Raw genomic sequence first — 13,123 nt, 5'->3', positions numbered from 1 at the left:
CCCGTGTTTGCAGGCCTTAGCCGGCACTGAGACAGCTTGACTGTTCAGATAAATTGCCGAGCTCTGTGCCGCGTTCTGCTGCGCATCGCTCGGCATCGTGCCCACTGTGCGCCATGCCGACTATATCGGCTCGTGGCTCGAGGTCTTGCGCGAGGATAACCGCGCGATCCTGCGAGCTGCGTCGCAGGCGAGCAAGGCCGCGGACTACCTGCTCGGCTTCCTTCCTGAGATCGCTGGAGACGCACCGGCTGACTCCGTCAACGCAGATCAGGAGGCGGCGTGATGAGACTTTGCTGACGGACCCGAAAGAGAAAGAGGGAGGCGGGAAGCGCCATGACGGGTTGGTGGCCGAGAGAGAGGCTTTCGGCCGCCCGTCGTGGAGAACTCAAATGACAAAGGCTGTTCAAAAGAGAACGCTGTCTCCCTCCCGTGACATTGCCGAAGACGGAAGGCTGCGTGATGCTTCCGAACTGGCGCATCGTCTCGCGCGTGAGGCCGAGGCGGTGTGTCGACACTATCTCTCGAACGGTCGGCGCCAAGGACGTTATTGGATGGTTGGAGACAGCAGGAACACTCCCGGCCGCTCGCTGTTCGTGCGCTTGAACGAATCGCCCAAGGGGCCTGCGGGCAAGTGGACGGATGCAGCGACCGGCGAGCATGGTGACCTTCTCGACATCATCAGGAAAAGCTGCGGGTTGGTCGATTTCCGCGATGTGGCCAAAGAGGCGCGGCGATTCCTGAGCATGCCCAGGCCCAATCCCCGACCGGCATCCATCCCTGACCGTCGTATAGTGCAAACCAGATCTGTGGAGGCCGCACGTCGACTGTTTGGCATGTCGCAGCCGATCGGTCGGACTGTCGCCAAAATCTATTTGCAGCAGCGCGGTATCGAATCCGTCCACGACGAAGGCGCGCTGCGTTTCCACGCGCACTGCTACTATCGGCCGAACGAAGACTCGCCGACCGAGGTCTGGCCGGCGATGATCGCTCGCGTTAGCGATCTCGGGGGTCGAATCACTGGCGTACACCGCACATGGCTTCACCCGTCGGGCCGCAGCAAGGCACCCGTGGATACGCCACGACGCGCAATGGGCGATCTTCTCGGCAACGCAGTGCGCTTCGGGTTAGTTGATGACGTGCTCGCGGCAGGCGAGGGCATCGAGACCATGCTTTCGCTTCGCTGCGTGCTGCCGACCATGCCGATGGTAGCAGCCCTTTCGGCCAATCACCTTGCCGCCATATTGCTCCCGCCGTCGCTGCGGCGGCTCTATATCGCTCGCGATGCGGACGCAGCCGGAAGGGCAGCAGCAATGACCTTGACGACCCGCGCAGAAGCCGCCGGCATCGAGGCGTTCACTTTGTCGCCCAGGCTTGACGACTTCAACGCCGATCTGCGCATGTTGGGCGCCAAAGAATTTGGAGCGACGTTGCGCGAGCAACTCGTTCCACAGGACGTCGTCCGCTTCCTTTCTTTGGCAGCGACCGATTCGGGATAGCGTCGGTCAGCTCGATCGCGATCCCGTTGTGGCCGCTCGACTCGAGGTCAGTGTTGCCCGACGGAGGCGCCCCCTGCCTTCTAGAGGGCGATCGGACGGCAAGCGGTCCGGCCCGGCAATGGCGGCGCCCGGCTATTTTCCGCCGGCCCTTTGGGCCTTTGCATCGCGAAACAAAATAGCCGGCCTTCGCCATCCTTCGCGTCGCTCCGGCCCGTCGGCTTATGCCTCCGGGTTCTGGTCCGTTCCGCCCGCCGTCTGGTGATCGCCACGAAGGCCGCGATGGGCGCGGCCAATCCGGCAAGGACCTCTCACCATGACGACCGACCACGACGATATCGAGTTCGAAGCCCAGCATGTCTCATCACCGACCGATCATGTACTCAACGAGCTTCAGCTTTACGGCCACCGTCCGTTCGAGGACGAGCTCGACTCAAGGCCGCTACCCGATGCCAAGGTCATCACAGGCGCCGTCGCCGATATCTTCGACGCCTTCGTGGCGACGCTGAGCGACACGCGGCTCGAACCCGACCTGGAAAATCTGCTTTGGTCGACAGTCAACCTCTTCCACCGCGCTACGGGCCGCATCGAACGCGAGCTCGACGACAACGAGCAGGCGCAGCAGAAGAGCCAGCGCGAGCAGAATGGATCGGAGGTGCGATCGGTCGAGCTTGAAAGGTTGACGGCTGAGGGGATCACGTTGATCGAACGCCGCAACGCCATGGAGCTGTTCCGCGACCTGGCCACCGAGCAATTCGAGCTTCACACCGGCTCGCTCTGGCGTCCCCGTTCCGGATCATTGGTCAGCCATCGCGCGGTCACCGCAGCGATGATCGACAGCCGCGACTTCCTTGCCGCCAAACGTCGCGCAGAAACCGAGGCGATGCTGCCGTCGGGACCCAAGATCGCCCTTACTGGCGGACTCGATTTCAACGATCACCATCTCATCTGGGATCGTCTCGACAAGGTCCACGCCAAGCACCCCGACATGGTTCTGTTGCACGGCGGTTCGCCGAAAGGTGCCGAGCTGATCGCCGCCAAGTGGGCGACCAACCGCAAGGTGCCTCAGATCGCATTCAAGCCTGATTGGACAAAGCATGCCAAGGCAGCTCCGTTCAAACGCAACGACGCCATGCTTGCGGTGTTGCCGATCGGCGTGATGCACTTCCCTGGCACCGGGATACAAGACAATCTTGCCGACAAGGCCAAGAAACTCGGCATACCTGTCTGGAAGTTCGGCGGCGCGTAAGGGCCGCCCCACGGGTCACTCAGGCAGAACGCTTCAACGGACGTGCGCGCTCGACTCGCTCGCGCTCCTAGGGCGTGTTCATCACCTCCCAAAGATCGTTGCGTCGCTGCACGTTGAGCCAGAAGTCTGGGCTGTTGCCGAACACGCGGGCCAAGATCAGGGCGGTTGCCGCTGTGATGTTCCTACGATTGCCGCACAACTCGTTGACGTGCTTGCGCTGCACGCCCATCGCCTCGGCGAGTGCACCCTGCGTCAGTCCCATCGGCCCCATGAACTCTTTGGTCAAAATCTCACCGACAGTCGCCGGCTTGCGTTTGGTGGTCAGCATGTTTGCCTCGCTCTCAGATTATAGGCATCGATCAGGGCGGCGTAGCCCACCGGAACCGCCGTCTCGGGTAGCCGCCGGTCGTGAAAAACGCTCACTGACCCTGAAAATTGTGCGCACACGCTACACCTTCTGAAAAATGCTCTCGATTCCTGAATTTTCTTCGCGGGATCTCCAAAGAGCATCCAATCCTAAGGCTCCATGAAAACAATTTAGAATTGCGCCTTTCGTGAAAAATATTCACAGACCGCTTTCACTGAGCAAATGGCCTTTGCCCTCACTCGATCCGGGCTTCTTCGTGGCATGATCGCTGCTGTTTTTGCAGTTGGCAGCCATCGCGGGCCGCATATCGTAAATTGGGCCCTTATGGCGCGACGTCTTCGCTTGGATCGGTGCCATGGCGATCGGCGGTACGGCCTCGACGCGGACGACCACCTTTCCCGAGCCCCGCGACTGGTCGAGGGTTTACCGAGCGAGCTCAGCCGGCTCTCACTGCCACGACGCGGCAGGGATGGGACTTTTGTTTCGCCGCCTAAGGTTGCAATCCGGGCGTTGAGTGGTCGCCTAACAAACCGTCGGGTGAGGCGGTCGCCTCGGAGTGCGTGGTTCAGGGCGTCTCACCTTGCTGGCACAAACCAAGCGGAGCAGCGGTATCTCATCGCAGATTGTTCAGGGCAATCACCTTTGCCCATTCGTTCGCTCTTGTTTCCTTCTCTGCGCCTGGTCGCCGCGACATCTTGTGCAGCTCAACCGAGATTCGCCACGACTTCTCCCGAGGAGCCGCTCAGCGCACGGACCACGTGGCCTCTTGATGGCTTGATCTGGCCGAAGAGCGGCTGCGCCTCGATCGCCTGAGCCGCAACGCCAGCGCGAGAGACTTTCTTCCCCTGGGCTAACGCCCATTCCTCGCGAGACAAGAAAGTCTCTCCGCTGGCGTCCTCCGCTCCGCTTCGGCCCGCGGGCGGGTGCGTCGTCGATCGTCTTCGGCCTGCAGATCGCCATCGAGGCCGCGGTGGTCGCGGGCTCGAACAACTCAAGGAGAAGTAACATGGCTAACATCGGTTCTTTCAAGAAGGTCGGCAACGACTTCCAGGGCGAGATCATCACCCTGAGCCTGCAGACCAGGGGCGTCCGGATCGTGCCCGAAACCAACCGCTCCAATGAGAACGCCCCCAGCCACCGCGTTTTCGTCGGCCGGGCCGAGATCGGGGCCGCGTGGTCCAAGTGCTCCGAGGAGGGCCGCGACTACCTCTCGCTCAAGCTCGACGATCCCTCGTTCAACGCGCCGATCTACGCGAACCTGTTCGACGACGAAGAAGGTGAAGGCTACACCCTGATCTGGTCGCGGCTTCGCAAGAACGGCGACTGAGGCTCGCCCGCTCCAAAGCCCCGTCCGGTCCGCCGGGCGGGGCTTCTTCTCAATTCGAGGCGTCTGGCAGTTCGGATGCTTTGCCACCGGATCGGCGACGGCGACGTGTGCTCGCGTCCGGCTCGCCGGGCCTTCGGCCCGACCCGCGACGATCAGGATCGAATCTTAGATATTTTTTCTTCGAGCAGATCTGCAGGCCGTACTTCTAAGGCTTGGGCAGTTTGCCAGATGGTGAGCAGGGTCGCGTTTTGCAGCCCTCTTTCCATGCTGCTTATGAAGGCCCTGTCGACGCCCATGCGTTCCGCAACCGCCTCTTGGCTCAAGCCAAGAGCCAACCGGAATCGCCGAGCATTTCCTCCAAAGACCTTGCGAATATCCATCCGCAGGATAGGAGGCAATCGCGTATTTTGGCGCTACGTGTTATAATACGCGGAGCGCACCCCTCTGTGGTCGCGGATGGAGGTTCGATTGCCGAAATGTAGAGAAAAGCGCTTCGGGACGGTTTTTGTGGCATGCCACATGCTACACTTGCAAACTATGCGAGGTGGCAGATTGCGTACCTCTATTCCAATTTCGATTAGCCGTGCGGCGTAGGGCTGATGTCAACACCGCCCCTTGATCCTGACATCGCGGATGTCGCGCCATCCGATTCTGTGCCGACGTCCTATGACCATCAGCACGTCGTGACGTACGCGCGCCTTTTGCAGGCCGAAAGCGAGGGGGCCGACTGGCGGGAAGTCGCACGTATAGTGTTGCATATCGATCCAGAGCGAGAGCCGGATCGAGCCCGCAATGCATACCAGAGTCATCTGGCCCGCGCTAAGTGGATGACCGAACAGGGGCGGCTCTTGCGCAAGGCTGGCTCCAAATAGAAGAAGTCTCCTCACCAAAGCCAGTGCTTTGAAATGAATCTACCTCCTCTGGAGCGTGGTCATCTTGGGGCACCGCGTGGTGCCAAACTAGGGACTTCCTACAACCCTATCGATCATAATTATTGCGTTGCAATCCTTTGTCAGCTGCGCGCAATGGGGCGGAAGCAATGCCTGAGTTCGATTGGCGATCACCGGAATCCTACAAAAGCCTTCAGGACGCAGAGATCACCGACATCGCCTGGGAATGTCTTCGTCGTAACGTCGACTATCAGCGCGACTACGAAATGATGACCGCCAACAGTCCGAACGGTGAAGTAACACCGGAATTCAGGAGGAGGTGGGGCATCTGCTTTCGCTCATGACCCGCAGAGGTCGTTCAAGCAACAGACGATCTTTTGGACGCCCGAGGTTCTGCCGACCGTCGTGCCGGTCGCAATAACCAGTGGCGCATCGTCTCAGCCGTTGCTTGATCTTGCCGCCGGCCAGGTCCGACGCGCCGCTGACGGCTGGCATGCCGTGCTGCGCATTGGCGCGGTCGAACACCGCGTCTGGTTGACGGAGCCGCCGGCAGTAAGCGCCCACTATGTCGCCGAGCTGCGGTTTGACGCCGATTTCGAGGAACGTGCGTACGCCGCGCGGCGGCTATGGCGTGCGATGAAGGGACGCGCACCAGGTCCTGCCTTTCATGATCTGTCAAATCAGAGGCGCGAGCGCCTGAGTGCAGCCATTCGCGCGCTCGACGCGCGTAGTGCTGGTGGAACATATCGCACCATCGCAGAAGCGCTGTTCGGCAAGCACCGTATCCCCGATCGCGCATGGAAGACGCACGATCTGCGCACTCGTACCGTCCGTCTGGTGCAAAACGGCCTCGCACTTGTGCGCGGTGGCTATCGCAAGCTTCTGCGGCCAGCGCGCAAAGACAAATAGCTCCTCCGCTTGGGGTATCGAAAATCGCCCCCTCGATATTCGGCATCCCCCTCCGAGAGTGTGCTCCTCCATGATGGCCGCACACATGCTCGCGTCGCTTTTCGCAGCGCGCCGTCATCCTGGAGTTTTCAAATGCCCGATCCGATGGCCGGCCTACCACCGCGCTTCCTGCGCACGCCGGAGGCCGCGCGTTATCTTGGCCTTTCCGGCCGCACGCTGGAGAAGCACCGCACCTACGGCACCGGTCCGACGTATCGGAAGATCGGCGGTCGTGTCGTTTACGCGCTGGATGATCTGAAAGCGTGGGCCGATCTCGGCGCCAAAACGTCGACTTCTGACCCCGGCAAGGGGACCGTACTGCCGGCCAAGAAACACCCGGTCCTGCGTCCTTATGCAGGCAAGGAACGTCGCTGATCGGCGCGAAATGCTCCGGCAAAAGCGGCGCCAACTGCATTCCGAGGGTGACCAGCCTACATCCGGAACCGAGGATTCATCGCATGGGTGATCTCACGGAAGTGGAGGTTCTGTGGCTTGATAAGCGCATCGAAAACCGCATTCGGTTCGGTCGCATCGTCGAGGAAAGGAAGATCGATCGCCATCGCCGTGTCCTGTCATTTGCACCCGGCAGCATCTTTGCCTTCGTCCGCTGGACGTCCGACGACTTTGGAACGCTCATTTCGCGGATCGATATCTTGCGCGCGGTCGCACCAGGACAGCGCTGCTCGACGGTACCGTATGTGAAGCCCGGCGGAGAGATTCTGCTGCGGCTCGCTGGCTGGCCGAAGGTCGAACGGGTGCTGCAGATCATCGATGCCATTGAGGCGCTTGGCATCGATCCCGCCGATGTCGCCCCCGATCATTGGCATCACGTGCACAACCGTCTCTCCGTGAACGAGAACCCGCGTCCGTATACGAGGGCGCGCCATCAGGCCTGGCTTCACCGGCAGAGGGTTACGCGATGATGAGCCGCCCGACGACCATGACCGCGATGTGCGGGGCTGCTGCGGCGCTTGTCACGACGATGATCGTGGAACCAAGTCCGCTCTACATCTGGAATGCATCTGCGAGTGTGCCGATCGGCCTCTATCGTTTGCGACCGGCGGGGAGTTTCTATGTCACGGAGTTGGTCGCGGTTCAGCCACCGGAGCCGCTTGCAAGCTTTCTCGATCTGAACGGCTATCTGCCAGTCGGCGTCCCCATGCTCAAACGCGTGCTGGCACTTCCCGGACAAACGGTCTGCAGATACCGGCTCACCATTTCGGTCGATACGATTGCAATGGGCGAGGCGCGGGATCGCGATGGACGTGGCCGGCCGCTGCCGAACTGGCAAGGCTGTCGCGTTGTCGGCGAGGGTGAGCTTTTTCTCATGAATTGGCAGTCGAGCGACTCGCTGGATGGCCGCTACTTTGGCCTACTGCCTGCCTCTGCCGTTATTGGCCGTGCGCTTCCCGTGTCGACGTGGGAGGAGTGATCGTGCGTTCCCGTTCTCTTCGGTCTGCCATTCCTCTGTTCGACCGATTGCGAGCCCATTCCTCCGTCCCGGCCAACGATCGCGGTGCCGTCGCGCGCAGCGGCGGTCCGGAACGACCGAACGGCCGGCGCGAAGCAGCATTACCCTGGACGGACGCGAGCACGACGGCATGCCTGCGTTTGTTGGGAGCATGTTTTCGTCTTGTTAGACCGCCGCTCTTCGTTCTGACGATTTGCGCCAGTGCCGCTGTTGTCGCGAAAGAGGCGACAGCGCAGCGAACGAGCGGTCAGGCCCGCACCGTATTTGCGGGTTTCATTGCAGAGGCCTCACAACGGTTTGCAGTGCCCGTGCGTTGGATCAGTTCAGTCATCCGGCTGGAGAGCGCCGGAGACGTGCGCGCCAAATCGCCGAAGGGCGCAATGGGATTGATGCAAATCATGCCGAACACCTGGGCTGACCTTCGCCTGCGGTATGGTCTGGGCAACGATCCCTACGACGCACGCGACAATATTTTGGCCGGGACAGCCTATCTCGGAGAACTGTACGACCGCTATGGTCTGCCTGGCACGTTCGCTGCGTACAACGCCGGACCAGCACGTTACGAAAAGCATCTCGCGGGCGATCCCCTGCCGGCCGAGACGCAAGCCTATGTGGCCAATCTCGCGACGTTGTTGGAAGCCGAGTCCGTTTCAATTCCCGCCGCAGGTTCGCGCTCGTGGGCAGCTTCGCCGATCTTCCTTGCGCATTCTGAACGCGCGAGCACTCCCGATCGGCAGCAGGGCGGGCGCGCTTCGGATTCATCTCTAACCGCGACGGGTACGCACGAGTTGTCGGCGTTGGTTCCGAAGGCAACCGGGTTGTTCGTCGCAAGGTCTGATGTAGGAGGGCGGCGATGACCGACCGTGCGAACTGGCGAACGATAGCGCGCCCTTGGGAGGAATGGGCGGAGAGGTGGTGGAAGCTGGGAGGCACGACAGCACGACGGCGAGATAAAAAGCCGCGAGGTGCGGGCTCGAGCGGTCGGGGTTATTTAAAGCGTCATGCAGGGATTTCGCGAGGTGCGGAGATTCCTCGCACCTCGCAGCAACGCCGATTCCGTATCGAAATCTTTGACTTGGCGCGACGTGCGGGGCCTCAACCATGAGCGGCGAGCGCGATTTCCGCATCCGGCCAGGCCGTATCCGCTCATCCAGCGCGCAACGCGCCAGACCCTTCATCGCGCAGGCGCTCGCCGCCGCCGAGAAGGCGGGCGCCCGCGTCTCGCGCTCCGGCCGGATCACGCCCGGCAATCGCTCGACCTTCGGGCGCGGGCGAACCGCAAGCGTGCGCGCCAACCGCCGGCTGACCGGCCGCTCGCGCATCGTCGTCATCAAGACCCGGGTGGTGCGTCATCACGCGCGCGCCGCGCCGCTCGCCGCTCACCTGAACTATCTGCGCCGCGAGGGCGTCACCCGTGACGGGGAGAAGGCTCGCCTATTTGGGCCGGAGACCGATGAGGTGGATAGCCGCGCCTTCGCCGCGCGCGCCGAGGACGACCGGCACCATTTCCGCTTCATTGTCTCGCCCGAGGACGCCGTCGACATGGCTGACCTCAAGTCGTTCGCCCGCGATCTCATGGGCCAGATGGAGAAGGATCTCGGCACCAGGCTCGATTGGGCCGGTGTCGACCATTGGAACACCGACAACCCCCACGTCCACATCATCCTGCGCGGCCGCACCGATGACGGCCAGGACCTCGTGATCTCGCGCGACTACATCAAGCAAGGCATGCGCGCCCGCGCGGCCGATCTTGTCACCCAGGAACTCGGGCCGCGCACCGATCTCGACATCCGTCGCAACCTCGCGCGTCAGGTCGACGCCGAACGCTGGACCGAGCTCGACCGGCAGCTTGTCCGTGACGGCCGGGCCACCGGCGCCATCGATTTCGCGCCCGATCCGGGAACCCAGCCGGACGAATATCACGCGCTGAAGGTCGGGCGGCTGCGCAAGCTCGAAACCCTCGGGCTCGCCGAGCAGGTCGGTCCCGGCCAATGGATGATCGACGACAAGGCCGAGGCGACGCTTCGCGAGCTTGGCGAGCGCGGTGACATCATCAAGCGGATGCATCGCGCCTTGACCGAACGCGGCATCGAACGCGGCTCGGCGAACTATGTGCTTGCCGCCGAAAGTCTCGACGCGCCGATCATCGGCCGGCTGGTCGACCGCGGCGTCGACGATGAGCTGAGGGGCACGGCCTATGCCGTGGTCGATGGCGTCGATGGGCGCACTCATCACATCAAGCTGCCCGATCTCGACGCGGCTGGCGACAGCGCGCCCGGCTCGATCGTCGAACTCCGCAAGTTCGACGACGCGCGGGGGCAGCGCCGCGCAGCGCTCGCCGTCCGCTGCGATCTCGACATCGACCGGCAGATCACAGCCCAAGGGGCAACCTGGCTCGATAGGCTGAATATCGCGCGCGAGCCCGCCGCGCTCTCCAACGGCGGCTTCGGCGCCGAGGTGCGGCAGGCCATGAACGCCCGCGCCCAGCACCTCGTCGAACAGGACCTCGCCGAACGACAGGGCCAGCGCATCACCTTCAACCGTGGCCTGATCGACACCCTGCGCCGCCGGGAGCTGGAGGCGGTCGGCGGGAAGCTCGCGATCGAGACCGGACAGCCGTTCACCCCTGTCGGCCGCGGCGAATGTGTCGCCGGCACGTACCGTCAGCGGATCACGCTCGCCTCTGGCCGCTTCGCCATGCTCGACGATGGCCTCGGCTTCCAGCTCGTGCCCTGGACGCCCTCCCTCGAACAGCAGCTCGGCCGCCACGTCTCCGGCGTTGCCCGCGATGATGGCGGCATCGATTGGAGTTTTGGTCGCAAGCGGGGGCTCGGCCTCTAACCTCTCAAAGGACCGCAGCGATGACCGCCACCAAGATTCTCTGGGGCCAGATCCTCGCCGTCTTCACCATCATCCTGGCCACGATCTGGGGCGCGACCGAATGGGTGGCCTGGCGCCTCGCCTTCCAGCCCGAATTGGGCGCGCCCTGGTTCCGCCTGTTCGGCTTTCCCTTCTACCTGCCGCCCGCCTTCTTCTGGTGGTGGTACGGCTTCGATGCCTATGCTCCATCGATCTTCGTCGAGGGCGGCTATATCGCGGCCTCCGGCGGCTTCATCTCGGTGGCCGCCGCCATCGGCATGTCGGTCTGGCGGGCGCGCGAGGCATCGCGGGTCGAGACCTACGGCTCCGCCCGCTGGGCCGAGCCGGAGGAGGTGAGGGACGCGGGTCTTCTCGGTCCCGACGGGGTGGTGCTTGGGCGGTACGATCGCGCCTATCTGCGCCATGATGGCCCGGAGCATGTGCTGTGCTTCGCGCCGACCCGTTCGGGCAAGGGCGTTGGCCTGGTGGTGCCGTCGCTGCTGACCTGGCCGGGATCTGCGATCGTCCACGACATCAAGGGCGAGAACTGGCAGCTCACCGCGGGTTTCCGCGCCCGTCATGGTCGGGTGCTGCTGTTCGATCCGACCAATCCGAAATCATCGGCCTACAATCCGCTGCTCGAGGTCCGCCGCGGCGAATGGGAGGTGCGCGACGTCCAGAACATCGCCGACATCCTGGTCGACCCTGAGGGCTCCCTTGAGAGGCGGAACCATTGGGAGAAAACCAGCCACGCGCTTTTGGTCGGCGCGATCCTTCACGTCCTCTATGCCGAGCAGGACAAGACGCTTGCCGGCGTCGCCGCCTTTCTCTCCGATCCCAAGCGTCCGATCGAATCCACGCTCGCGGCGATGATGAAGACCGCGCATCTGGGGCCGAGCGGCCCGCATCCCGTCATCGCAAGCGCGGCGCGCGAGCTCCTGAACAAGTCCGACAATGAGCGGTCGGGCGTACTCTCCACCGCCATGTCATTTCTCGGCCTCTACCGCGATCCCGTGGTGGCCGAGGTGACGCGGCGCTGCGACTGGCGGATCACCGACATCGTAGGCGGCCAGCATCCAACGACGCTCTACCTCGTGGTCCCCCCCTCCGACATCAACCGGACCAAGCCGCTGATCCGGTTGATCCTCAACCAGGTCGGCCGCCGGCTGACCGAGGATCTGCGGGCCAAGGTCGGCCGTCACCGGGTGCTGCTCATGCTGGACGAGTTTCCGGCGCTCGGGCGCCTCGACTTCTTCGAGTCGGCGCTGGCCTTCATGGCGGGCTATGGCCTCAAGAGCTTCCTGATCGCCCAGTCCCTCAATCAGATCGAGAAAGCCTATGGGGCGAACAACTCGATCCTCGACAACTGCCATGTGCGGGTGAGCTTCGCCACCAACGATGAACGCACCGCCAAGCGGGTGTCGGACGCGCTTGGTACCGCCACCGAGATGCGAGCCATGAAGAACTATGCCGGCCACCGGCTGAACCCCTGGCTTGGTCACCTGATGGTTTCGCGCCAGGAGACGGCGCGGCCGCTGCTGACGCCTGGCGAGGTGATGCAGCTTCCGCCGACCGATGAAATCGTCATGGTTGCTGGCACACCACCGATCCGCGCGAAGAAGGCCCGCTATTACGAGGATGCCCGCTTCAAGGAGCGGATCTTACCGCCGCCCTCACTGACCGCACCGAAGGAGGGACAAACCTGCGACTGGACCACCTTGCCCTTGCCGCCACAGCCGCAGATCAGCGAGGCGCAGTCGGCATCACGGGCCGAGGACGACGACCCGACCGAATCCGAGCGCCGCCAGCAGCCTGAACTTCATCGGGTGAAGCCGGTCGAGAAGAAGGCGCCGATCGAGAACGAATTCGAGATCGATCCGGCTGACGACGCGGAAGAGGACGTGACGCGCAACAGTCGCCTGAATCGCGTCATGCAAGGGGTGGCGCGACAGGTGTCACTCGACCCCGGCGACGGCATGGAGCTGTGAGACAGCCATGGCAAAACCACCCCGCAAACAGCGCCTCTCGGTCTATCTCGATCCCAAGGTCATGGGTCAGTTGATCGAACATGCCGCACGGCGCGACCACTCCCGCTCGTTGGTCGCGGAAGCGGCCATCGAATCATTCGTCTCGCCCGATGCGGCCGAGCGACAGGAGGCGGCGATCGCAAGGCGCCTGGACCAGTTCGATCGTCGCATGACGCGCCTCGAGCGAGATGTTGGCATCGCAGTCGAAACGCTCGCCGTGTTCATCCGCTTCTGGCTGACGACGACGCCGGCATTGCCCGAACCCGCCGCGCAGGCGGCGCGCGCCAAGGCTGGCGAGCGCTACGAGGCTTTCGTCACGGCGCTTGGTCGCCGATTGGCCAAGGGGCCGAAACTCTGGCAGGAGATCTCAGAGGACACTCCGGCCGACGGGCCGACATGAACACGATGCGGTTGCGAAAGCCGGTTTACGACCTAAAGCATGATGAAGTTAGGTTCGTCCATATCCTGAGTTTGCGAAGTAGCTTGCGCATT

The 13,123-nt window shown here is 63.0% G+C and carries 15 protein-coding genes and 1 pseudogene; 14 read left to right on the top strand and 2 right to left on the bottom strand.

The features are described 5' to 3' along the window. Positions 1-52: 52 nt before the first annotated feature. From ACFFWD_RS03825 to ACFFWD_RS03815, 3 genes and pseudogenes are all read left to right on the top strand, one after another. Positions 53-283: pseudogene (locus tag ACFFWD_RS03825) on the top strand (zincin-like metallopeptidase domain-containing protein); the annotation flags it as partial. Positions 284-389: 106 nt separating this feature from the next. Next, on the top strand, positions 390-1,496 hold the full coding sequence (locus ACFFWD_RS03820; RefSeq protein ID WP_376961602.1) for a DUF7146 domain-containing protein: 1,107 nt from the start codon (positions 390-392) through the stop codon (positions 1,494-1,496). Between the two features lie 313 nt (positions 1,497-1,809). After that, positions 1,810-2,742 carry a DUF2493 domain-containing protein gene (locus tag ACFFWD_RS03815; protein WP_376961600.1) on the top strand — a complete coding sequence of 311 codons (933 nt, stop codon included), beginning with the start codon at positions 1,810-1,812 and terminating at the stop codon, positions 2,740-2,742. Positions 2,743-2,809: 67 nt separating this feature from the next. Here the strand turns inward: ACFFWD_RS03815 and ACFFWD_RS03810 are convergent, their stop codons facing one another. Continuing rightward, a complete protein-coding gene (locus ACFFWD_RS03810) occupies positions 2,810-3,070 on the bottom strand; it encodes a HigA family addiction module antitoxin (RefSeq protein WP_376961598.1) in 261 nt (86 codons plus the stop codon). Positions 3,071-4,115: 1,045 nt separating this feature from the next. Here ACFFWD_RS03810 and ACFFWD_RS03805 point away from each other — a divergent pair. After that, a complete protein-coding gene (locus ACFFWD_RS03805; protein WP_376961596.1) occupies positions 4,116-4,436 on the top strand; it encodes a DUF736 domain-containing protein in 321 nt (106 codons plus the stop codon). 152 nt (positions 4,437-4,588) lie between these two features. Here ACFFWD_RS03805 and ACFFWD_RS03800 read toward each other — a convergent pair whose 3' ends face one another. Continuing rightward, positions 4,589-4,816 carry a helix-turn-helix domain-containing protein gene (locus ACFFWD_RS03800; protein ID WP_376961594.1) on the bottom strand — a complete coding sequence of 76 codons (228 nt, stop codon included), beginning with the start codon at positions 4,814-4,816 and terminating at the stop codon, positions 4,589-4,591. Between the two features lie 219 nt (positions 4,817-5,035). On the opposite strand from ACFFWD_RS03800, the gene ACFFWD_RS03795 reads away from it, so the two are divergent. From ACFFWD_RS03795 to ACFFWD_RS03750, 10 genes are all read left to right on the top strand, one after another. Beyond that, the gene (locus ACFFWD_RS03795; protein WP_376961592.1) at positions 5,036-5,308 is read left to right on the top strand and encodes a DUF2285 domain-containing protein; all 273 of its coding nucleotides are present in this window, start codon (positions 5,036-5,038) and stop codon (positions 5,306-5,308) included. Between the two features lie 167 nt (positions 5,309-5,475). Continuing rightward, a complete protein-coding gene (locus tag ACFFWD_RS03790; RefSeq protein WP_376961590.1) occupies positions 5,476-5,670 on the top strand; it encodes a transcriptional regulator domain-containing protein in 195 nt (64 codons plus the stop codon). 100 nt (positions 5,671-5,770) lie between these two features. Further along, positions 5,771-6,235 carry a DUF2285 domain-containing protein gene (locus ACFFWD_RS03785; RefSeq protein WP_376961588.1) on the top strand — a complete coding sequence of 155 codons (465 nt, stop codon included), beginning with the start codon at positions 5,771-5,773 and terminating at the stop codon, positions 6,233-6,235. Between the two features lie 132 nt (positions 6,236-6,367). Beyond that, a complete protein-coding gene (locus ACFFWD_RS03780) occupies positions 6,368-6,649 on the top strand; it encodes a helix-turn-helix transcriptional regulator (RefSeq protein ID WP_376961586.1) in 282 nt (93 codons plus the stop codon). An 83-nt stretch (positions 6,650-6,732) separates the two neighbouring features. Then, the gene (locus ACFFWD_RS03775; protein WP_376961584.1) at positions 6,733-7,197 is read left to right on the top strand and encodes a DUF2840 domain-containing protein; all 465 of its coding nucleotides are present in this window, start codon (positions 6,733-6,735) and stop codon (positions 7,195-7,197) included. Next, positions 7,194-7,706, top strand: coding sequence for a S26 family signal peptidase (locus tag ACFFWD_RS03770; RefSeq protein ID WP_376961582.1), 513 nt, complete (start codon positions 7,194-7,196; stop codon positions 7,704-7,706). Before ACFFWD_RS03775 ends, ACFFWD_RS03770 begins: the two co-directional genes overlap by 4 nt. A gap of 2 nt (positions 7,707-7,708) precedes the next feature. After that, positions 7,709-8,602: a lytic transglycosylase domain-containing protein gene (locus tag ACFFWD_RS03765; RefSeq protein WP_376961581.1), complete on the top strand. Its 894-nt coding sequence runs from the start codon at positions 7,709-7,711 to the stop codon at positions 8,600-8,602. A gap of 244 nt (positions 8,603-8,846) precedes the next feature. Then, positions 8,847-10,586 (top strand): relaxase/mobilization nuclease domain-containing protein, encoded by a 1,740-nt coding sequence (locus tag ACFFWD_RS03760; protein ID WP_376961579.1) that lies wholly within the window; start codon positions 8,847-8,849, stop codon positions 10,584-10,586. 20 nt (positions 10,587-10,606) lie between these two features. Next, positions 10,607-12,592, top strand: coding sequence for a conjugal transfer protein TraG (locus ACFFWD_RS03755; protein WP_376961577.1), 1,986 nt, complete (start codon positions 10,607-10,609; stop codon positions 12,590-12,592). A 7-nt stretch (positions 12,593-12,599) separates the two neighbouring features. Continuing rightward, complete coding sequence (locus ACFFWD_RS03750) at positions 12,600-13,031, top strand: CopG family transcriptional regulator (protein ID WP_376961575.1); 432 nt, start codon at positions 12,600-12,602, stop codon at positions 13,029-13,031. The last annotated feature ends 92 nt before the right edge of the window (positions 13,032-13,123 follow it).

Origin of the sequence: Bradyrhizobium erythrophlei (assembly GCF_042430365.1) — a bacterium.
In the GTDB taxonomy this organism is placed as follows: domain Bacteria; phylum Pseudomonadota; class Alphaproteobacteria; order Rhizobiales; family Xanthobacteraceae; genus Bradyrhizobium; species Bradyrhizobium erythrophlei.
Note: the sequence above shows the minus strand (reverse complement) of the source record. Positions and strands in the feature narration are given on the sequence as shown.